This window comes from Rhizobium sp. ZW T2_16 (genome assembly GCF_044987325.1).
GTDB lineage: Bacteria > Pseudomonadota > Alphaproteobacteria > Rhizobiales > Rhizobiaceae > Neorhizobium > Neorhizobium cellulosilyticum.
Genome location: NZ_JBJDRG010000002.1, coordinates 165,879 through 186,341 on the forward strand (window position 1 = coordinate 165,879; position 20,463 = coordinate 186,341).

The window sequence follows — 20,463 nt, forward strand, 5'->3', positions numbered from 1 at the left end:
TGGCGCCGTGCCCCAGCAATAGGCAGAGAATCCCGAAATCGGCCATAAGTCGGAGATCTGTAAAATGAGTATGAGTTCTTCAAGCGGCCGGTAGTGATTTTTCGCTAGGAACGAGCCAGCGGCATTGGTGATGATTGTGTCGCGGAGACACCCATGGGAATTCAACGCGAAGTCAGGATCGATCTGTTACGCGGCATAACGCTGCTGCTGATTTTTATTGGCCACGCCGAATTCACCTTTTCCGCCACGTTCCAGCATTCGCGCGGCTTTGCCGATGCGTCGGAGCTATTCGTGCTGCTCGCCGGCATGTCTTCGGCGCTTGCCTATTATCGCCCGAATGCCGGTCTCTCTCTGTCGCGCCCCTGGCGCCGTGCATGGCGCATCTATCTCGCATACCTGCTGCTTTTCCTGATCATGGCGGCATTCGCGTCGCTGCTGGCGATCGAATATGCCCATACCAGCGCGGTCAGTGATATGGCCGGCTTTCTCAACGAGCCGGTCCGGCGTGGGGTACAGGCCGCGCTACTGGCGTACATGCCCGGAGATCTGGACATTTTGCCGATGTATATCGTGCTCATGCTATGGGTTCCGGTCGTCTTCTTGCTTCACGATCGTTCCCCGACACTGCTGATAGGCCTTTCGACGCTCATTTGGATCGTCGCGGGTCGTGGGCACGTCAACTTTGCGAACCCGGCGCTGGAAAGCGGGCATTGGTACTTCGATCCGCTTTCCTGGCAGCTGATCTTCACAATCGGCGTCGTGCTCGGTATCCGCATCAAGACCGGTCGTGATCCCTTGCCCTATGACCGCAAGGCGTTCTTCCTTGCGGCAGGCTTCGCCATCATCGCCATCCCGGTAAACCTTGCCTATTTCCTGGCATGGTTTCAGCCGCCTTATCCCGGTTTCTACAAGGAACTGATTTCGAAAACCAACAGTGGGCCGTTGCGCATCGCCGACGCGCTGGCCATCCTCTATCTCGCCTGGAACATGGATTTTGTGAAAAAGGCAACAGGATGGGTATGGCTGCGGCACGTTTCGATGATCGGTCGCCACAGCCTGCCGATCTTTTCGATAGGTATCGTTCTTTCTACCTCGGCAAGCGTCTATATGGACCTGCACCCGCAGGCGTCGCTTGGCGCCCAGATGATTATCCTTGTTGCGGGCTGCGCCGCACATCTGGCGCTTGGCTGGTTTCTCGAAAGGAAAAGGCTGCGCGCTTCTTCCGACCGCCTGCAGCTTGGCAGAGCTAATCCGGCTTGACCGGAATACCGGCCGATTTATCGTTATCTGCTCGGTATGATTTGAGGCGACGCAAGTGATTGTGAGTTGAAGCAACCACCGGCCAGGCGCAAAGCTGTTTGTTAAGGCATCGGGAAAGCCAGCCATGCGCCGTCATGCCAAGGGCCTTGATCGATATAACTTTGTGACGATCACGCTCCATTGGCTGGTCGCCCTGCTGATCTTCGGGTTGATCGTGCTTGGTTTCGCGATGACGCGCCGTTCCGTCGATCCGGCTTTGCAGTTCTCATTGTTTCAGTGGCACAAGTCTTTCGGCATGCTGGCTCTGCTTGTGTCTCTGGTGCGGCTTGCCTACTCATTGTTTGGTCCCCGACCGAAACCGGTCGCCGAGATGAGCGCTCTCGAACATGGGGCCGCGCGCGGAATGCATCATCTGCTGCTTTTGCTGGCGCTTGCTGTGCCGCTCGCAGGCTGGATGATAGCCTCTGTGTCTACGCTGGAGATACCGACATTTGCTTTTGATCTCGTCGTCATCCCGCATCTGCCGGTGGCAAAATCCGATGCCGCCGAAGCCTGGTGGACGACGGCGCATGCCGTGCTCGCCTATCTTGTCCTCGCACTGGTGGCGCTGCATGCCAGCGCTGCGCTTTACCACCATTATATAAGGCGCGATGCCGTTCTGATCCGCATGCTCGGCCTTCGCGGCCATCGATAAGGCAAGGATTCGTCAGGGAGGTGACGTGTCATGATCCGAGGGACATCAATTCTAACCGCAATAGTTCTCTATTCGTCATCGGCGCAACTTGCTCCGGCGGCGCCAGGCGTCCCAAATCTCACCGAAGCGGCGGGGCGTTACACCATCACCGGCTCATCCGATATCCGCTTTCAGGTCGATCAGGTCGGCGGTGGCGGTATCAAGGGAAGCTTTCGCAGGTTCTCCGGCAATTTCAATCTGAAGGCAGGCGACTTGAGCAATGCGGTGGTGAATTTCGAACTGGAGCCGCAAAGTGTCAGCACCGGCCAGGCAAGGGTCGATACCTTCCTGCGTTCGAGTGCCGTGTTCGATACCGAAAATTACGACAGCATTACCTTTCGTTCCAATCGTGTCGAGCAAACCGGTCCGGATAGCGCCCATATCACCGGCACGCTAACTGCCAAAGGGCATAGTGCAGCGGAAAGTTTCGATGTCAGGTTGACGTCGTGGAACGGCCGCATGATCGGATTTACCGTCAGCGGCCGGATACTGCGGTCGCATTACGCCATGGATGTCGGCACGCCGATCTATTCCAACGTGGTGGAATTCGACATGCTGGTAGAAGGTCAGCGAAACTGAGGCGTGGCTTATCCCGCAGCGCCCACGCCGATCACAGTCTTGCCGAGCGCGCCGAACACGGTCCTGACGATGCCGGCGCGGTCGAGGCCGGCCTTGGCATACATCACGTCCGGGCTTGCCTGTTCCATCCAGATATCCGGAAGAACCATAGAGCGGACCTTCAGCCCGTGGTCGAGCAGGCCTTCAGAGCTCATGAACTGCAGCACATGGCTGCCGAAACCGCCGACGGCGCCTTCCTCGATGGTGATCAGCACCTCGTGGTGGCGGGCAAGCTGGCGGATCAGCTCATAGTCGAGCGGCTTGGCGAAACGCGCATCCGCAACCGTCGTCGAAAGCCCGGCGGCCTCAAGATCTTCGGCAGCAAGCAGACAGTCCTTCAACCGCGTGCCGAAGGATAAAAGCGCAACCTTGGAGCCTTCCTTGACGATGCGGCCCTTGCCGATCTCAAGGATCTCACCGCGCTCCGGCAGTTCGACGCCGACGCCTTCGCCGCGCGGATAACGGAACGAGATCGGGCCATCGTCATAGGCGACGGCGGTGCGCACCATGTGTTTCAGTTCCGCCTCGTCGGCGGCGGCCATGACAACCATGTTCGGCAGCGTGGCGAGGAATGTCGTGTCGAACGAACCGGCATGTGTCGGCCCGTCGGCACCGACGAAACCGGCGCGGTCGATCGGGAAGCGCACCGGCAGACCCTGGATCGCAACGTCATGCACGACCTGGTCGTAACCGCGCTGCAAGAAGGTGGAATAGATGGCGCAGAACGGCTTGAAGCCTTCGGTCGCAAGACCGGCCGCAAAGGTCACCGCATGCTGTTCGGCAATGCCGACATCGAAGGTGCGCGACGGATAGGCCTGTTGCAGCTTGCTGAGACCCGTACCGTCCGGCATCGCCGCGGTAATACCAACGATCTTGTCGTCGAAGCCTGCCTCCTGTACCAGAGCGTCACCGAAGACGCTCGTATAGGAGGGGGCATTCGGCTTGGCTTTCGCCTGCGCACCGGTGATGACGTCGAACTTGTTGACGCCGTGATATTTGTCGGCCGCAGCTTCCGCCGGCGGATAACCCTTGCCCTTCTGGGTGACGACATGGATCAGCACCGGGCCATGGGCATTGTCGCGCACATTGCGCAGGACCGGCAGGAGATGGTCGAAGGAATGACCATCGATCGGGCCGATATGGTAGAAGCCGAGTTCCTCGAACATCGTACCGCCGGTCACGTAACCGCGTGCATGTTCGACGGCACGGGTGATCGCGCGGTCGACGGAACGGCCGAGATAGCCGGTCAGCTTCTTGCCCATTTCGCGCACGCCCATATAGGCGCGGCCGGAGGCAAGGCGCGCCAGATAGGCGCTCATCGCGCCGGTCGGCGGGGCAATCGACATGTCGTTGTCGTTGAGAATGACGATCAGCCGGGCATCCAGCGCGCCGGCATTGTTCAGCGCTTCAAACGCCATGCCGGCCGACATCGAGCCGTCGCCGATGATCGAGATCACGTTGCGCTTCTTGCCCGCAAGCTCCGAGCCGACCGCCATGCCGAGACCGGCCGAAATCGAGGTGGAGGAATGCGCGGCGCCAAAGGGATCGTATTCGCTTTCCGCCCGGCGGGTGAAGCCGGAAAGACCGTCTTCCTGGCGCAGCGTGCGGATCCGGTCGCGGCGGCCGGTCAGGATCTTGTGCGGATAACACTGGTGGCCGACATCGAAGATCAGCCGGTCGTCGGGCGTGTTGAAAACCTTGTGGATGGCGATCGTCAGTTCGACCACACCAAGTCCGGCACCCAGGTGACCACCCGTTTTCGAGACCGCATCGATCATCTCGTCGCGCACTTCACGGGCAAGCTTGGGCAGGTCGCGGTCATCGACTTTCTTCAGATCTGCGGGGAGCTTGACGGTGTCGAGCAGCGGCGTCGCGGGCAGGGAAGTCACGGAAGCTGGCTTTCTCTTCTTGTTTTCTTGGAAGTCGTTTCGTCCCAAAAGATGAGCAGAAAACGGCTTTTTTCAAGTTTTACGAACATCCGGTTCTAATCGATTTTAGCTGCCGGGCAAGCGGAAAGCCTATGGCGAGGGCAAAGGAACGAACTCTTCCTCGTCGCCCGGAACGATGTCGAAACGGCCCGTTCGCCACTCTTCCTTGGCTTTTTCGATCCGTTCCTTCGAGGAGGAGACGAAGTTCCACCAGATGTAACGCTTCGAATTGAGCGCGGCACCGCCGAACAGCATGACATGACAGCCGAGCGGCCCGGCCCGAAGCGTGATCTCGTCGCCGGCGCGAAACACCAGCAGCTGATCGGCTGCGAACCGGTCACCGGCGATCTCCAGCTCGCCAGCGAGGATGTAAAGCGCGCGCTCCTCATGGCCCGCGCCGAAGGGAAAGCTCTTGCCCGGTTCGAGCCGCAGGTCGACATAAAGCGTGTCGGTAAAGGTCGAAACCGGCGAGGCAAGCCCCTCGAATGCGCCGATTACCACGCGCCCATGCGCGCCGTCCCATTCTATTTCGGGCATCACTTCCCGGCCGGTATGGGCAAAGGCGGGGTCGATTTCTTCCTTGTTGTCCGGCAGCGCCAGCCATGTCTGCAGCCCGGACATCGACAGCGGATGCCCGCGCAGGTTCTCCGGCGTCCGCTCCGAATGCGTAATGCCGCGTCCAGCCGTCATCAGGTTGATGTCGCCGGGCTTGATCACCAGTTCGGTGCCCAGACTGTCGCGATGCTTGATCTCGCCGTCGAACAGATAAGTGACGGTCGAAAGCCCGATATGCGGATGCGGCTTCACATCCAGCGCCTCGTCGGGCTTGAGGATGGCCGGTCCCATGCGGTCGAAGAAGATGAACGGCCCTACCAGCCGCCGCTGCCGGCTCGGCAATGCGCGCCTCACCGAAAATCCGCCGATATCGGAAGAACGCGGAATGATCAGGTTCTCGATCGCATCACAAGCAAAGGCATCGCCGGGGGCGGGGTCTGTTCCAGGGAAAAAGGACATCCAGCAATCTCCGTCTTTCGGTTCATCCTAGCGCGTTCGCCCCCGGGTGGACAACCACGAGGCAACAGGGGCGGGCAGCTGCTCCGCCAAGCTCAATATGGGGGTGGGTCTTGCGAATACAGGTCCATCTGCTCATCGCCTTCGGATGGCGGAAATATTTCGGCGACGAAAGTCTCCGGATCGGAGGTGAACTCCTTCATCAGCGAGAAATGGTCGGTCTCGCGGAAATCGATTTCCGACAGCCCGTCCTTCGTCATGCGCAAAAGCCGTGCGCCGGGATAGGCCATGATCAGCGGTGAATGGGTGGCGATGATGAACTGCGCTTCGCCTGCATGTTCCGCCTCGCGCAATATCCTCATCAATTCGATCTGGCGTCTGGGAGAAAGTGCAGATTCCGGTTCGTCGAGGATGAAGATACCGCGTCGCCGGCAGCGTTCGTGGAAAAAACGCAGGAACCCTTCGCCATGGGAATAGGAAAGAAAGTCCGGCCCCATCTCGTTGCTCTCTCTGGCGGCCTGATCGAGATAACGGGCGACGGAGAAGAACGTCTCTGCCTTGAAGAACCACCCTGCAGAAACTTTCGGCAGCCATCCGCCGATTAGGCATTTGGACAGGATGCCGCCGGGCGTTTCGATCGCCATCGAGTGATCGACGGGACGGTAACCACTGCCGCCGCCGGCATCATCGAATCCGGCAAGCACGGCAATGCCCTCCAGAAGGGTGGATTTGCCGATGCCGTTTTCCCCCACGATGATCGTAATCGGGTGGTCGAACCGAAGGGAGAAATCCCCGCCCTGCAAAAGCGGCAGGGAATAGGGATAGGCTTCGAAGTCCGTCCAAGTGCTTTTTATGGAAATGCTGCGCAGGTAAGGCGGTTTGGCCCGGACTTTCGGCTTTTTGCTCATGGCATACCTGTCTTGCGGCATCTGGTGGCGGAGCACGCATGCAGTTATCGGGGAGCGCCTTCCAGCGTTACCGCTGAGCCTTATTCCCCGTCGAGCGGCTCGACGCCCTGCACCTTTCCGGCGCGGTCGAGGCGGATCTTCTCGATCCGGTTTTCGGCCGCGTTGAGCAGCTTCTCGCAATGTTTCTTCAGCGCTTCGCCGCGCTCATAAATGGCGATGGACTCGTCCAGCGCCACGTCGCCGCGTTCCAGCCGCGCAACGATGCTTTCGAGTTCGGCAACAGCCTTTTCGAAGGAATAGCCGCTTACATCGATCGTATCGGTGGTTTCGGTCATGTCCTTCATCCTCTCATCAGTCTTACGATATGCATGCCGGCGGATTCTGCCAGTCCTTCCAGATCATAACCACCCTCAAGCAGGCTGACGACCCGGTTGTTGGCGTATTTCCCAGCAATTTCCATCAGCCGCCCGGTCGCCCAGTCGAAATCATCGCCGACAAGGTTGATCTGCGCCAGCGGATCGCGGTGATGCGCGTCGAAACCGGCCGAGATGATGATGAAATCGGGACGAAAATCATCGAGCCGCGGAAGCACGCGGTCCTTGAACGCATCGCGAAAATGATCGCTGCCGTCATTGGGCGAAAGCGGCGCGTTGACGACCGTGTTCTTCGCACCCGTTTCGTTCTTGGCGCCTGTGCCGGGGTAGAGCGGCATCTGGTGGGTGGAGCAGAACAGGACAGACGGGTCATCCCAGAATATGTCCTGCGTACCGTTGCCGTGATGCACGTCCCAGTCGATGATCGCGACGCGCTCGACGCCATAGGTCTGCTGGGCATGGCGCGCTGCAATCGCTGCATTGTTGAACAGGCAGAAGCCCATTGCCTTGGATTTTTCCGCATGGTGGCCCGGAGGCCGGGCCGCAACAAAGGCATTGTCGACCTTGCCCGTCATCACATCGTCGACAGCCGCCATCGCGCCGCCGATACCGGTCAGCGCCGCCTGCAGGCTTTTCGGCCCGACATAGGTATCCGCCTCGATCTGACGGATCGTGTCCTCTTCCGGGATTTCGCGCATCACGGCGCGAAGATGCTCTTCCGGATGCGCAAGCAGGACCGCATCCTCGTTGGCCTGGGGGGCTTCCTTGCGTGCCAGATCGGAAAAATTCGGATGCTGGAGCGCGATCGCCAGCGAACGCAGCCGGTCGGGTCGCTCAGGATGGCCTTCAGGTGCAGGATGTTCGAGAAAGATCTGGTGTTCGTAAAGGCGGGTGGTCATGAAACGTGTCCCCGACGGTCTGTTGCCCACGACATGGCGCATCCGCCGCATTTTTTCAAGCAGCAGCCCTTGCCCTCGGGCCGGTTTGGCCGGAAAGAATAGTGTTGGGGAAATGGCTGTTCAGAGGTGTGCGTGGCCAAGGATACGATCAAGGCGTCGGATTTTCGCGTTGCCTTCCGCGACGTCGACATGAATGGCCAGATGTTCCGTTCGGTCTATATCGACCGCGCCGAGGAAGCGGTTGCCGCCTTCTGGCGTCGCCGCAAGACCAAGGACGATGACCCGTTCTTCATCACCGGCAAGGTTGCCGGGACATTCCATGTGCCGCTTGCCGTCGGAGATATCGTCCACACCCATGTCGGTGTCAGCAAGATCGGCGGAAAATCGGCAGGTTTCCTTGTGCGCATGACCCGTGGCGAAGAAGCTGTCGCCGAAGTCGAGATTGTCTGGGTCGCAACAGACGGGAAGGGTGGCAGCCCGGTCGCGCTTCCGGAAGACCTGCGCGACTGGCTTTATTCGTTTCTCGATTGAGCCTTATGCTCAGGCCCTCTGGGGCAGGAGCGGGTAGCCGACCATGACGGCGCGGCCGGCAAGGGCTGCGATCACGGCTTTCAGGACATCGCCCGGAATAAAGGCGAGCGAACCCATGAATGCCTTTGAGAAGCCGAGGCCGGTGATCAGCGCCAGATAGCTGATGCCGCAGACGTAAAGAACGATCACACCGCCGAACAGCGCCGCGACGAAGAAATTGACCGTTTGCACGAAGCCGGCCTGGCTGTGGCTGACGAGAAGCTGCGACAGGTAGCCGGTGGTGAGGACGGCGAAGACCCAGCCGATCAGATAACCGGTGGTCGGCGCCATGAACACGGCAAGGCCGCCACGGCCGCCGGAAAGAACCGGAAGCCCGATCGCGGCAAGCACCAGCACAAGCAGCACCGAAATCGTGCCGCGCTTGGCGCCGAGCACGACGCCTGCCAGCATCACGCCGAGCGACTGGGCGGTGATCGGAACCGGAATGAAGCCGAGCATGATCGGCGGAACGAGGCCGAGAGCCACGATGATGGCGGCAAAGAGCGCTGAAAGAACGAGGTCGCGGGTTGCCATGGTTTGGAGTTCCTTGAGACTGACAATCCGTCACTTCTGACTGCGGATGCCGCGGGCGTCAATGGCAGCGGCAATCTCGTCCGCGCTTTGGAGCGTTGTGATGATCAGCGGAACGATGAGCGACACCGGGCGCGGCTTCAACCCGCGGGCGTAATGCGCATCCCGGATCACCTCGTAGCGGCTGAGGATTTCCGGCACGAAACGGATGACCAGGCCGATCGAAAGCCCGACATCCCGCGCTTTCAGAATGCCCAGCCGCTCCAACGGCATCGCAGCCCTGGTGATCACGTCGATGAAATCGCCGGTCGTCGTCGTTGCGGTGACAAGGCTGGCGAAAAGCGCCAGCGCCGCCAGCCGGAAAAACGCGGTCAGTCCTTCGGCCGTGCCGTTGAAAGTCGCCGTAAACAGCGCAACGACGACAACGATCAGTGCAAACGGGCGCATGCGGCGCCAGATCTCCGCGGTGCTGATTCTCAGCAGCGCGTGGCCGGCAAGGCCTGCAAATGCCGCACCCGCGAGAAATCCTGCATTGTTGATCATGAAGAGGATCAGGCTGATGATGGCCAGCGCCGCCAGTTTCACAGCCGCCGGAAGCCGGTGCAGAACGCTGTCGCCATTGATATGCAGCGAGCGCATCAGGCTGTCGCTCCGTGCATCGCTCGGTACTCGCCGATGACTTCGGCAGGTCCACCGTCTGCCGCGATCCGTCCTTCATGAACGAGCAGCACCCGGTCCAGACCGGCCACGAGATCGAGATCGTGGCTGATGACGATCACGTCTTCCGGCAGTGTGTGGATCGTCTTTTCCACCAGGTTGCGGTTCTTCAGGTCGAGCTGGTTGGTCGGCTCGTCCATCACCAGAATTTTTGGTTCGGTGACGAGCACCGAGGCCAGCGCTGCAAGTTGCAACTCTCCGCCGGAAAGCTCGTGCGCGCGCCGGTCTCCGAGATGTCTTATACCGAAACGGTCGAGTATGGCATCGACCGCCGCCGTCACCTCCGGCTTCGGCAGTTTGCGTGACTTGAGGCCGAGCGCGATATCTTCGCGCAGCAGCGGCAGAATGATCTGGTTCTGCGGGTTCTGGAAAATGAATCCGCTTTGTCCGCGCGCTTCGTCTTCGTTTGTCACCGTATCGAAACCGTTGACCGTGACCCGGCCGGACGATGGCTTGACCAGCCCGTTGATCATCCGCGCAAGCGTGGTCTTGCCGGAGCCGTTCAGCCCGATAATGCCGACCCGCCGCCCGCTTATCGTCAGGTCGAGCGGATGGATGACGGTGCGGCCCTCGAAGCGAACCTCGACCTTTTCAAAGTGGATATCCAAACCTGATCCTCAAAATCCTCCCGCGTCTATAAACCGCCATCGGCAACAAAGGAATTCGGAACAAAAAAAGAACATTGCAAAGGTTGCATGAAGCCCATAGTCTCCCGCCATGGCTATTTTGATCAACAACGAGCAGGCAAGGCGGATCTTTCTGGAACGGCAGCAGCTTTGCGCTCCGCCCGGTCGCGCGCTGGCCAAGGCCGATCTCCTGCAACTGATCGACGATCTCGGCTTCGTCCAAGTGGATAGTATCGCCACCGTCGAGCGCGCCCATCACATGATCCTGTTTTCCCGTAACCAGACCTATCGACGGGAGCATCTGACCGCGCTTCTCGAAAAGGACGGCGAGCTTTTCGAGCACTGGACCCACGACGCCTCGATCATTCCGGCGCGGCTTTTCCGTTACTGGAAACATCGCTTTCGTCGCCGTGAACCTATCCTCGCAGAGCGCTGGCGCAAATGGCATGGCGAGGGCTTCGATTCCGCTTTCGACGACACATTCCGACATATCGCCGAAAACGGGGCCATCATGTCCCGCGATATGAAGATGGAGGACCACAAGTCCGGCGGCTGGTGGAATTGGCATCCGAACAAGACGGCGCTCGAATATTACTGGCACACCGGCAAGCTGGCGATCGCAGGGCGGGTCAACTTTCAAAAGGTCTATGATCTCACCGAACGCGTCATCGCCACTCATCATCACGAACCCGAAGTCGATCATCAGGAATTCGTCGACTGGGCCTGCCGCAGCGCGATGAAAAAGCTCGGTTTTGCCACATCCGGAGAACTCGCCGCCTTCTGGGATATCGTCACGCCGGAAGAAGCAAAAGCCTGGGTGGCAAGCCATCGCGACGAACTGACCGAAGTGGTGATCGAAGCAGCCGACGGCAGCCGTCCGCGGGCCTCCTTTGCGCTTCTCGGTTTTCCCGATCATCTCGGCGACATTCCCGATCCGCCGGCGCGCATCCGGGTGCTGAGCCCGTTCGATCCGCTGCTGCGCAACCGCGACCGCGCCGAGCGCCTGTTCAATTTCGTCTACCGTATCGAGGTTTTCGTGCCCGAGCCGAAACGGCAATACGGTTATTACGTTTTCCCGCTTCTGGAAGGCGACCGGATGATCGGCCGCATCGACATGAAGGCGGACCGCAAGGCGGGCGTGCTCGACGTCAAGCGCCTTTGGCTCGAAAAGGGCGTGCGGGCATCGGCCGGACGACTGGAAAAGCTTGATGCGGAGCTGCAGCGGGTGGGCAGGTTTGCCGGTGTCGAAAAGGTTTTCTATCAGCCCGGTTGGCGAGGATAGTGATTACCTCAGCCACCTCAGAAACACCGTCGAAAGTGGCGGGAGGTCAAGCGCGATCGAGTATGGCTTGTCGTGCTGCGGGGAGCGTTGTCCCCAGGCATCCATCTGGCCGAAATTCGAGCCGCCATAGATTGCTGCATCGGTGTTGAGGACCACCTCCCAGCGGCCGTCTTCCGGCACGCCGACACGGTAGCCGTAGCGCGGCACTGGCGTCATGTTCGACATGACCAGCATATGTGATGAACGGTCCTGTGATGAGCGAAGCATGCCATATACGGAGTTTTCCGCGTCATCCGCCACGGCCCATTCAAATCCCTCGGGATGCACGTCGCTGAACTGCAGCGCCGGCTCGGTCGCATAAAGCCGGTTGAGGTCGCGGATGAGGAACTGGATACCGGCATGCTCCGGCCGGTCGAGGAGATCCCAGACGACCGAGGCGTCATGGTCCCATTCGCTTTCCTGACCTATCTCGCAGCCCATGAAAAGCAGCTTCTTGCCTGGATGTCCCCACATGAAGCCGTAATAGGCGCGCAGGTTGGCAAGCTTCTGCCACCGGTCGCCTGGCATCTTGCCAAGCATCGAGCCTTTGCCATGTACCACTTCGTCATGGGAAATCGGCAGCATGAAACGCTCGGAATAGGCATAGATCATCCCGAAGGTCATGCCGCCATGTTCATACTTGCGGTAGACCGGGTCGTCCGAGACATAATGCAGTGTGTCGTGCATCCACCCCATGTTCCACTTGAAATCGAAGCCCAGCCCGCCGTCTTCCGGTTTCTTGGTCACGCCAGGCCATGCGGTGGATTCTTCCGCAACGGTAAAGGCGTGTGGGCAGCGCTCGTGGATGATGCTGTTCAGATGTTTGAAGAACTCGACGGATTCAAGGTTCTCTCGCCCGCCATATTGGTTTGGGACCCATTCACCCTCGTTGCGGCTATAGTCGCGGTAAAGCATCGAGGCGACTGCATCGACGCGCAATGCATCGACATGGAAATGCTCAAGCCATTCGAGCGCCGAGGCGATCAGGAACCCTTTCACTTCGTTGCGGCCAAGATTGTAGATCAGCGTGTTCCAGTCCTTGTGAAAGCCCTCGCGAGGATCGGAATGTTCATAAAGCGCGGTCCCGTCGAAACGGGCAAGACCCCAGACATCGGTCGGGAAATGCGCCGGCACCCAGTCGAGAATGACGCCGATGCCGGCCTGATGGCAGCGGTCGACGAAATAGGCGAAGTCCTCGGGCGTGCCATGACGCCCGGTCGGTGCGAACAGGCCAAGCGGCTGGTAACCCCATGAACCGCCGAACGGATGCTCCATGATCGGCAGCATCTCGATATGGGTGAAGCCGAGGGATTGCGCATAGGGAATAAGTCGCTGGCTGAGCTCTACCCAGTCCAGCGAGCGGTTGCCCTCTTCGGAAATCCGCACCCAGGAACCGAGATGCACTTCATAGACAGACATCGCGCCGTCGCGGCTGCGATCCTGTGCCTGCCGTTCCATCCAGTCCGCATCATGCCAGCGAAACGGTCGCGACGATGCGACGATAGATGCGGTTGATGGGGCCGCTTCCGATGACCGCGCCACCGGGTCGGCGCGTTGCGGCGAGAGGTGGCCGTGGCTGTCGAGCAGCTCGAACTTGTAGCGCTCGCCATGCGTCAGCCGCGGAATGAACAGTTCCCATATCCCCGCTTGCGGGCGAAGCCGCATCGGGTTGCGCCGTCCGTCCCAGGCGTTGAAATCACCGACGACGGAAACCCGCTGCGCATTCGGCGCCCAGACGGAAAAGCGTACGCCTGAAACGCCGTCGATCTCCATCGGGATGGCCCCGAGCGTGCGGCCGAGTTCGTAATGGGTGCCCTGGCTGATCAGATGCAGATCCAGTTCGCCGAGCAGCGGTGAAAATGAATAAGGGTCTTCGGTCTCCTGAACCGCGTCCGGCCATTCGATCCGCAGACGGTAGGGTGCCGGCCCGCCGACAAGACCAGCGAAAATGCCGACGTCATGGATCGGTTCGAGCTCTGCCATCACCCGTCCGGTATCGCTTTCGATAACCGACACAGACAGTGCGCCGGGCAACAGTGTCCTGACGACGGTGAGATCACCATATTGATGCTGCCCGAGCATGGAGAACGGATCTCCGTGACGCCCTTCGGCAAGTGCCTGCAGTCCTTCCTGCACCATGCCGGTCATCAGCTCTGCGCGTTCATATCTCATCTGTCAGTCTCCAATAGTCGTGAGGCGATCGCCGAAAAACCGGCAAGCGGAAGGGGCAGCCAGTGCGGTCGGCTGCGAACCTCATAGGCCACTTCGTAAGCGGCCTTTTCCAAAAGGAAGAGATCGAGTACCCGGTCTCGATTTTCGTTGGATTGCACAAGCGCATCGGATTTTTCGACTGCGGTGAAATAGGCGCTCAGGAATGCCGGTTCGGCCAGTTCGATGAAGCGGGTGATCAGCTGGCGGTGGCGGATATCGTCTACCTCGCTCACAACTTCGCGGTCCATGTCTGCCGCAGCGGCGAGATAGCTGAGTGAACGTAAGAGTCCTGCCACGTCGCGCAGCGGATTGGTTTTTGCCCTTCGCTCGCCAAGCGTCTTGGTCGGCTCGCCCTCGAAGTCGATAATATAGGCATCGCTTTCGGCAACCAGGATCTGGCCGAGATGGAAATCACCGTGGTGGCGCGTCTTCAACGTGCCGCCGGTCGCTTCCGTCAGACGGCTTGCAAGTGCTGTAAGTTCGTCACGGCGGGCGATCAGCGACCGCGCGATCTCGGCCATCTCGCCCTCCAGTCCCGGCAGGGTGCCCTCCAGAATGGCAAGGCTCTGGCCGATCTGTTCGGCCACTGCACGGCGGGCTGCGGCGACGTCGTCCTTCGTGCCCCATTCCGGCTTGAAGGCTTCGTCATCGGTATTTTCCGCCAGCGCCACATGCAGCTCGCCAAGCCGTGTTCCTATTGTCGCGGCGAAATCCACCAGCGGTTTGAAATGTTCGTCGGCGGTTTCGTTCTCCAGTCCGGTGACGACGATCTCGTCGATCGAGCGGCGCAGATTTCCGAGCATCCAGTTCCACGCATCACCCTGGTTGCGGATTGCCTTCTGTACAATGATCAGCGTGTGACGCGTGCCGTCGGGCCCTGTGCGGGCGACTTCGCCGAGAAGCTGCGCCGTGTTCCGGTACCCCACCTTGGTGAGGTGCCGCGTCATCTCCACCTCCGGATGGATCCCCGGAAAGATATGGCGGATCAGCTTGACCATCGCCAGATCGCCGACGATCAGTGAACTATTGGACTGTTCGGCTGAAAGCCAATGCACCGGCAGCTCGTCGCTGATCTCCAGTTTATCAAGATGATCGGTGCCGATGAATTCAAGGGCCCCGGTGCGACCGGTAATCACGGCACGCTCCGACAGGCCGCGCAGGATAGCGCGTGCAAAACTTTCATGCGCAAAGCCATCGGTCAGGAAGCCGACCCGACGCCCTTGTCTCAACCGCGCCATGGCAAGCTGCTGGGCAAGTGCGGTCGGAAAACTGTCGTCCCAGGATACTGCCAGCGGCAGGAGATAGTTGTCCATGCGGCCGGCGATATCGGCTTCCAGTTCGCCGAGAAGGATGTTGTTGGCAAAGGGAAGCGGCGTTGCCGAGATGAGCGCCGCGTGGTTCAGGATCTCACCCTTCGCGCCGAACCAGCGCCGCATCGTGAGATATCCCGGCAGCACCTCGTTCGACATCGTGTCCACCAGCTTGGGCTGGTCGACCAGTTCCTGCAGGTCGCGGCGCACCACCATGGTCACCATATCCTGCACCTGTTCCGGCGGCGCCTTGCGCCAGCTCGGCCCATCGGATTCGGGCGACAGCTGGAACCAGAAAAAACCATAGGGCGGAAGCGTCAGCAGATAGGTCAATTGCCCGATCGGCGGGAAGGGTGACATGCCGGTGAGCTCGATCGGCACCGAGCCCTCGAACTGCGCCAGATCCAGCTCCACGGCTTGGGGCAGTCGCGAAAGATTGGCGACGCAGAGGATCGTCTCGCCGTCATGCTCACGCAGATAGGCCATGATCTTGCGGTTGCCCGGCGTCAGGAACCGAAGCGAACCACGGCCGAAAGCCGGGTGCCGGTTGCGCAGCGCCAGCATGCGCCGGGTCCAGTTGAGCAGCGAATGGGCGTCAGCCCCTTGCGCCTCGACATTCACCGCCTCATAGCCGTAGAGCGGGTCCATGACCGGTGGCAGCACGAGACGGGCAGGATCGCCCTTGGAAAAGCCGCCATTGCGGTCCGGCGACCATTGCATCGGGGTGCGCACGCCGTCGCGATCGCCGAGATAGATATTGTCGCCCATGCCGATTTCGTCACCATAATAGATGACCGGCGTGCCGGGCATGGACAGGAGCAGCGCATTCATCAGTTCGATCCGCCGCCGGTCACGTTCCATCAGCGGAGCGAGGCGCCGGCGGATACCGAGATTGATGCGGGCGCGACGGTCTGCGGCATAGGTGTTCCAGAGGTAATCGCGCTCCTCGTCGGTCACCATTTCCAGCGTCAGCTCGTCATGGTTCCGCAGGAAGATCGCCCATTGGCAGTTTTCCGGAATTTCCGGCGTCTGGCGCATGATGTCGGTGATCGGGAACCGATCTTCCTTGGCAATGGCCATGTACATGCGCGGCATCAGCGGAAAATGAAACGCCATGTTGCATTCGTCGCCGTCACCGAAATATTCGCGCGTATCCTCCGGCCACTGGTTGGCTTCTGCGAGCAGCATTTTTCCGGGATGGCTCTCATCGAGTGCCGCACGAATGCGCTTCAGGATGTCGTGGGTTTCGGGCAGGTTCTCGTTATTCGTGCCCTCACGCTCGATCAGATAGGGGATCGCGTCCAGCCGAAATCCGTCGATCCCGGTATCGGCCCAATAACGCATCACCTGCAGAAGCTCTTCCAGCACGGCCGGATTGTCGAAGTTGAGATCCGGCTGATGCGAATAAAACCGATGCCAGTAATACGCTCCGGCTACCGGATCCCAGGTCCAGTTCGACTTTTCCGTATCGAGAAAGATGATCCGGGTTTCGGGGAATTTCTGGTCAGTATCGGACCAGACATAGAAATCCCGTTCCGGCGAACCCGCCGGCGAATGTCGCGCCCGCTGGAACCAGGGATGCTGATCCGAGGTGTGGTTGATGACGAGCTCGATGATGACGCGGATTCCGCGCTCGTGTGCGGCTTCCACAAACGCCCGAAAATCCTCCATCGTGCCGTAGTCGGGGCTGATATTGCCATAGTCTGCGATGTCATAACCATCGTCGCGGCGCGGAGAGGGAAAGAAGGGCAGGAGCCAGATCGCATTTGCGCCGAGCGAGGCAATGTGATCGAGCTTTTCGGTCAGCCCCTTGAAGTCGCCTATCCCGTCGCCGTTCGTGTCGTGAAAAGACTTCACATGCAGCTGGTAGATGATCGCGTCCTTGTACCATAGCGGATCGTCGTTCTGCTGCTGGTTCTGGCTGATCGCCTCCGAAAGGCTATTGGTCATGAAATCCACGGCGCATTCCTCCCTTATCTGACACGCCAGATGGCGAACGGCAGTCCTGCCTGCGGGTCGAGCCGCAGGCGCTGGATTTTTCCTGTCCAGGTGAACCGGTTGCCGGCGATCAGGTCTTCCAGTTGAAGCGAAGCGTGGTCGGGCTTGTTCCACGACCAGAGCGGAATTTCGACATCCGCCTCATGCGCATTGTAGGGGTCGAGATTGACGGCGATGAGCAGCACGTTCTCGCGTCCTGCACTGGCCTTTTCGAAGAACATGATATTGTCGTTCCACGCGGTCAGAAGCTGCAGGCCGAGATGCGAATGCAGCGCCGGGTTTTCGCGGCGGATACGGTTCAGGAGCGCGATCTCGCCCTTGATATTGCCGGGCCTGTCGTAATCCCAGGCGCGGATTTCGTATTTTTCCGAATCCGCATATTCCTTGCGCTTGGCATCCGGCCGGCCTTCACAAAGCTCGAAGCCGTTATAGACGCCCCACAGACCGGACAGCGTGGCGGCAAGGGCAGCCCGGATCAGATAGGCAGGGCGCGGCGCGTTCTGCAGGAAATCCGGATTGATGTCGTGGGTGTTGACGAAGAAATGCGGCCGGAAGAACTCCTTGGGCTCTTCGGTGGTGATCTCGCGCATATATTGCTCAAGTTCCCACTTGGCGTTTCGCCATGTGAAATAGGTATAGGACTGCGAGAACCCGACCTTGGCGAGCCGGTACATCACCTTCGGCTTGGTAAACGCTTCCGACAGGAACACCACATCCGGATGCCGCGAGCGGATATCGGCGATCATCCATTCCCAGAAGGGAAACGGTTTGGTGTGCGGGTTGTCGACGCGGAACAGCTTGACCCCGTTGTAGACCCATTTCTGGACCACGTCGCGCAGTTCGATCCAGAGCGAGGGAACTGCCTCTTTCGCGTAGAAATCGACATTGACGATGTCTTCGTATCGCTTCGGCGGATTTTCCGCATAGCGGATCGTCCCGTCTGGCCGCCAGTCGAACCAGCCTGGATGTGATTTCAGCCACGGGTGATCCGGCGAGGCCTGGATGGCGAGGTCGAGGGCAATCTCAAGCCCATGATCGGCGGCTGCATCCACCAGTCGACGGAAGTCATCGAACGTGCCGAGTTCGGGATGGATCTCGGCATGCCCGCCATCCGGCGAGCCGATTGCGTAAGGACTTCCCGGATCGTCCGGTGCGGGCGTGAGCGTATTGTTCTTGCCCTTGCGGTTGGTCTTGCCGATCGGGTGGATAGGCGGAAAATAGAGCACGTCGAAGCCCATCTCGCGAATGGCGGGCAGCCGGGCGATCACGTCATCGAATGTGCCATGGCGGCCCGGATCGCCGCTCTGCGAGCGCGGAAAGATCTGGTACCAGCTGGCAAAGCTTGCCGCGGTCCGTTCCGCATCGACGGGTATCGCTTGCGAGCGAACCCGGTGTGGTCGACGGTCGGCTTTTGCCATCAGCTCGGCAGTTTCCGGCAGAAGCAGGGTCTGCGTTCGCTGCTTGTCCTGTTCTGCCGTCAACCGGTCGAACAGCTTTTGCAGTTGGGGTTTCAAATTGCCGGTGGCATGATCCAGCGCATCGAGTACCAGATTGATACCTTCCTGAATTTCCAGCCGGAGATCCAGGCCGGCCTCGTGTTTCTTGGTGAACTCGTAGCGAAAAATCTGGAACGGGTTCTTCCAACCTTCCACGGCAAACTCGTGCCGTCCCATGCGTTTCAGCGGAAATTCCGCCTGCCAGCGGTCGTTGAGAACGAGCTGCATCGGCACTTCCTGCCAGTCCTCGTCATCTGCGCAGCGATAAAGCAGGGCGGCCGACAGCGGATCATGCCCATCGCCAAAAATGTCGGCCTCGACCTTCAGGATCTCGCCCACCACGCGCTTGACGACAAAGCGGCCCTCATTGACGGCAGGCGTGATCTTCTCAATCGCCAGCCGTGGGGAGGCTGCAGCCGCTTCGGCTCTGGGAACCGGTACGGCATCGACGATCGGTTCGGAAACATAACCCTCGAAGATGCGGATTTCTCCGGGCCTGAGCTTCAGTTTCGCATCAAAAACCTCTGTCCCGTCCTCCGGTGCTACCAGGGGCAGGAAGGGTGAGGCGGCCTCACGCAATACGTTGAAAGGGGCGGGAGCAGTCTTGCGCAGGTCGCGATTCAGAAGCACGACGCGCATCTTTTCTGACGCGCGGCTGTCCTCTTCATCCGTCTGGAACAGTCCGACGACGGGACCCTGGCTAGCGGAAACGAGCGTCAGCGGGCGCCGGGCAAAACCGGCGGTCGTTTTGTTGGTCGCACCGTTGATGTCGCGGATCTCGGCGGAAAGATTGTAGGAGCCCTGGTCTTTCAAACCCCGCAGCCCCAATCCGTCGCCATGGAGCGGATCAAGCGGCAGTGAAACGCCATATTCGAATCCCATCGGGATCATCAGCCCGCTGGTGAAAGTCGAGGCGAGCTTCAGCGCCCGCACGGCCTTGCGCTTCAAGACCTCGCAACCATCCGTGCCATGGGCGATGCGTCTTCCGAAAGGCGCTTCGGGAAAAGCGATCTGGTAACCGAGGTCACGCTGGATCTGGTATTCGTCCATGATCCATCGCTCTTCCATGTCCCACCACGCGAGCGAGGAAAAACTGCCGTCGAATCCGCTGTCCTTCAGTGCCTTGCGGTCGGCAAACGAGCTTCCCGGCGTCCAGGCAATGAAGATCGTCTCGGGTCTGGACCGGCGCGTATGAGCGACCAGATCATGCCATGCTTCCGGGGCAACGCTACCGATGCCGATACAGCGGAAACCGGAGACACCGGCCTCGGTCAGAGACACCAGCCGCTCCTTCCATTCTTCGACATGTCGGGGCTGCGCGGTAAAATCGATCCTCTGCGCGCCCATCTGATGTGGCTTCAGGCGTGGATCGGCTGCAACCGATGGCGAAGCGTAGCGGTCTGCCGCGACCTGATCGATAACCAGATCAAGCATGAATTTCAGCTCGCATTCGTGCGCGGCATGCGTAAGTGCGGTAATCGCCTCCAACGAATTCGAGCCAAGCCCGAGAGAGGGGGCCAGACGATCGAAGTCAGATGTCGTAAAGATGCTTGCACCACTTGCGCTATGAAACAGTGGGCCTGACAGGATCGTGTCGAAGCCCAGGGCGCGGGCATGAGCAAAAACCTCTTCCCACGCATCCATCCCATTGAGCGCAAGCGGATGCACATAATAGATTTGTGGTGGCAGAGCGGTCAGCGGAATACGGGATGCAAATTGAGGGCGCGTGTTCATCGGTCCTGCCTTGCATTTGATGGTTGGGGGCACGTGATCGGATCCACGAAGTCCTCGACTAACTGCAAGCCCGCATGGCTGGTTCCGATAAAATTGCAGCAATCATCTCCGCCCGCGCGGCCTTGCCATTTCCTTCGGTGCCGAAGATGTTGAAGATAAACAGCAATCAGGGATTGATCCGAGAGCGCTTTCCTGCTCGGTTTCGCAGCAGTTTATGA

Annotated in this window: 16 protein-coding genes; 5 read left to right on the top strand and 11 right to left on the bottom strand. The window is 59.8% G+C overall.

All coding sequences use genetic code 11. The features are described 5' to 3' along the window. Window positions 1-153 precede the first annotated feature (153 nt). The 3 genes from ACI3K0_RS06300 (at window position 154) to ACI3K0_RS06310 (ending at window position 2,572) form a co-directional block, all read left to right on the top strand. Window positions 154-1,260, top strand: coding sequence for an OpgC family protein (locus ACI3K0_RS06300; protein ID WP_404945135.1), 1,107 nt, complete (start codon window positions 154-156; stop codon window positions 1,258-1,260). 124 nt (window positions 1,261-1,384) lie between these two features. Then, complete coding sequence (locus ACI3K0_RS06305; RefSeq protein ID WP_183823017.1) at window positions 1,385-1,954, top strand: cytochrome b; 570 nt, start codon at window positions 1,385-1,387, stop codon at window positions 1,952-1,954. 30 nt (window positions 1,955-1,984) lie between these two features. Further along, window positions 1,985-2,572 (top strand): YceI family protein, encoded by a 588-nt coding sequence (locus ACI3K0_RS06310; RefSeq protein ID WP_183823015.1) that lies wholly within the window; start codon window positions 1,985-1,987, stop codon window positions 2,570-2,572. 8 nt (window positions 2,573-2,580) lie between these two features. Here the strand turns inward: ACI3K0_RS06310 and dxs are convergent, their stop codons facing one another. The 5 genes from dxs to ACI3K0_RS06335 all read right to left on the bottom strand — a co-directional run bounded on the left by dxs (window position 2,581) and on the right by ACI3K0_RS06335 (window position 7,731). Continuing rightward, complete coding sequence (dxs, locus tag ACI3K0_RS06315; protein WP_183823013.1) at window positions 2,581-4,500, bottom strand: 1-deoxy-D-xylulose-5-phosphate synthase; 1,920 nt, start codon at window positions 4,498-4,500, stop codon at window positions 2,581-2,583. 129 nt (window positions 4,501-4,629) lie between these two features. After that, a complete protein-coding gene (locus ACI3K0_RS06320; protein WP_183823011.1) occupies window positions 4,630-5,553 on the bottom strand; it encodes a pirin family protein in 924 nt (307 codons plus the stop codon). A 92-nt stretch (window positions 5,554-5,645) separates the two neighbouring features. Next, complete coding sequence (locus tag ACI3K0_RS06325) at window positions 5,646-6,458, bottom strand: AAA family ATPase (protein ID WP_183823009.1); 813 nt, start codon at window positions 6,456-6,458, stop codon at window positions 5,646-5,648. 80 nt (window positions 6,459-6,538) lie between these two features. Beyond that, window positions 6,539-6,793: an exodeoxyribonuclease VII small subunit gene (locus tag ACI3K0_RS06330; RefSeq protein WP_148142839.1), complete on the bottom strand. Its 255-nt coding sequence runs from the start codon at window positions 6,791-6,793 to the stop codon at window positions 6,539-6,541. A 5-nt stretch (window positions 6,794-6,798) separates the two neighbouring features. Beyond that, the gene (locus tag ACI3K0_RS06335; RefSeq protein ID WP_206824217.1) at window positions 6,799-7,731 is read right to left on the bottom strand and encodes a histone deacetylase family protein; all 933 of its coding nucleotides are present in this window, start codon (window positions 7,729-7,731) and stop codon (window positions 6,799-6,801) included. 132 nt (window positions 7,732-7,863) lie between these two features. On the opposite strand from ACI3K0_RS06335, the gene ACI3K0_RS06340 reads away from it, so the two are divergent. Next, window positions 7,864-8,262, top strand: a complete 399-nt coding sequence (locus ACI3K0_RS06340; RefSeq protein ID WP_183823006.1) for a thioesterase family protein — start codon at window positions 7,864-7,866, stop codon at window positions 8,260-8,262. A gap of 9 nt (window positions 8,263-8,271) precedes the next feature. On the opposite strand, the gene ACI3K0_RS06345 is transcribed toward ACI3K0_RS06340, so the two are convergent. Genes ACI3K0_RS06345 through ACI3K0_RS06355 form a run of 3 tightly spaced genes read right to left on the bottom strand, consistent with a single transcriptional unit; the run spans window position 8,272 to window position 10,157 of the window. Next, window positions 8,272-8,835 carry a biotin transporter BioY gene (locus ACI3K0_RS06345; protein WP_183823004.1) on the bottom strand — a complete coding sequence of 188 codons (564 nt, stop codon included), beginning with the start codon at window positions 8,833-8,835 and terminating at the stop codon, window positions 8,272-8,274. A 30-nt stretch (window positions 8,836-8,865) separates the two neighbouring features. Continuing rightward, the gene (locus ACI3K0_RS06350) at window positions 8,866-9,471 is read right to left on the bottom strand and encodes an energy-coupling factor transporter transmembrane protein EcfT (protein ID WP_183823002.1); all 606 of its coding nucleotides are present in this window, start codon (window positions 9,469-9,471) and stop codon (window positions 8,866-8,868) included. Further along, window positions 9,471-10,157, bottom strand: a complete 687-nt coding sequence (locus ACI3K0_RS06355) for an energy-coupling factor ABC transporter ATP-binding protein (protein WP_183823000.1) — start codon at window positions 10,155-10,157, stop codon at window positions 9,471-9,473. Before ACI3K0_RS06355 ends, ACI3K0_RS06350 begins: the two co-directional genes overlap by 1 nt. A gap of 109 nt (window positions 10,158-10,266) precedes the next feature. Between ACI3K0_RS06355 and ACI3K0_RS06360 the strand changes: the two genes are divergently transcribed. Then, entirely contained in the window at window positions 10,267-11,457 is a 1,191-nt protein-coding gene (locus ACI3K0_RS06360) for a winged helix-turn-helix domain-containing protein (RefSeq protein WP_183822998.1), read from the top strand. A gap of 3 nt (window positions 11,458-11,460) precedes the next feature. Here the strand turns inward: ACI3K0_RS06360 and glgB are convergent, their stop codons facing one another. Genes glgB through ACI3K0_RS06375 form a run of 3 tightly spaced genes read right to left on the bottom strand, consistent with a single transcriptional unit; the run spans window position 11,461 to window position 20,245 of the window. Next, a complete protein-coding gene (gene glgB, locus ACI3K0_RS06365) occupies window positions 11,461-13,668 on the bottom strand; it encodes a 1,4-alpha-glucan branching protein GlgB (RefSeq protein ID WP_404945136.1) in 2,208 nt (735 codons plus the stop codon). Continuing rightward, complete coding sequence (gene treS / locus ACI3K0_RS06370) at window positions 13,665-16,967, bottom strand: maltose alpha-D-glucosyltransferase (RefSeq protein ID WP_183824080.1); 3,303 nt, start codon at window positions 16,965-16,967, stop codon at window positions 13,665-13,667. Before treS ends, glgB begins: the two co-directional genes overlap by 4 nt. Before the next feature lie 23 nt (window positions 16,968-16,990). Continuing rightward, window positions 16,991-20,245, bottom strand: coding sequence for a maltotransferase domain-containing protein (locus tag ACI3K0_RS06375; RefSeq protein ID WP_183822995.1), 3,255 nt, complete (start codon window positions 20,243-20,245; stop codon window positions 16,991-16,993). Between the last annotated feature and the right edge of the window lie 218 nt (window positions 20,246-20,463).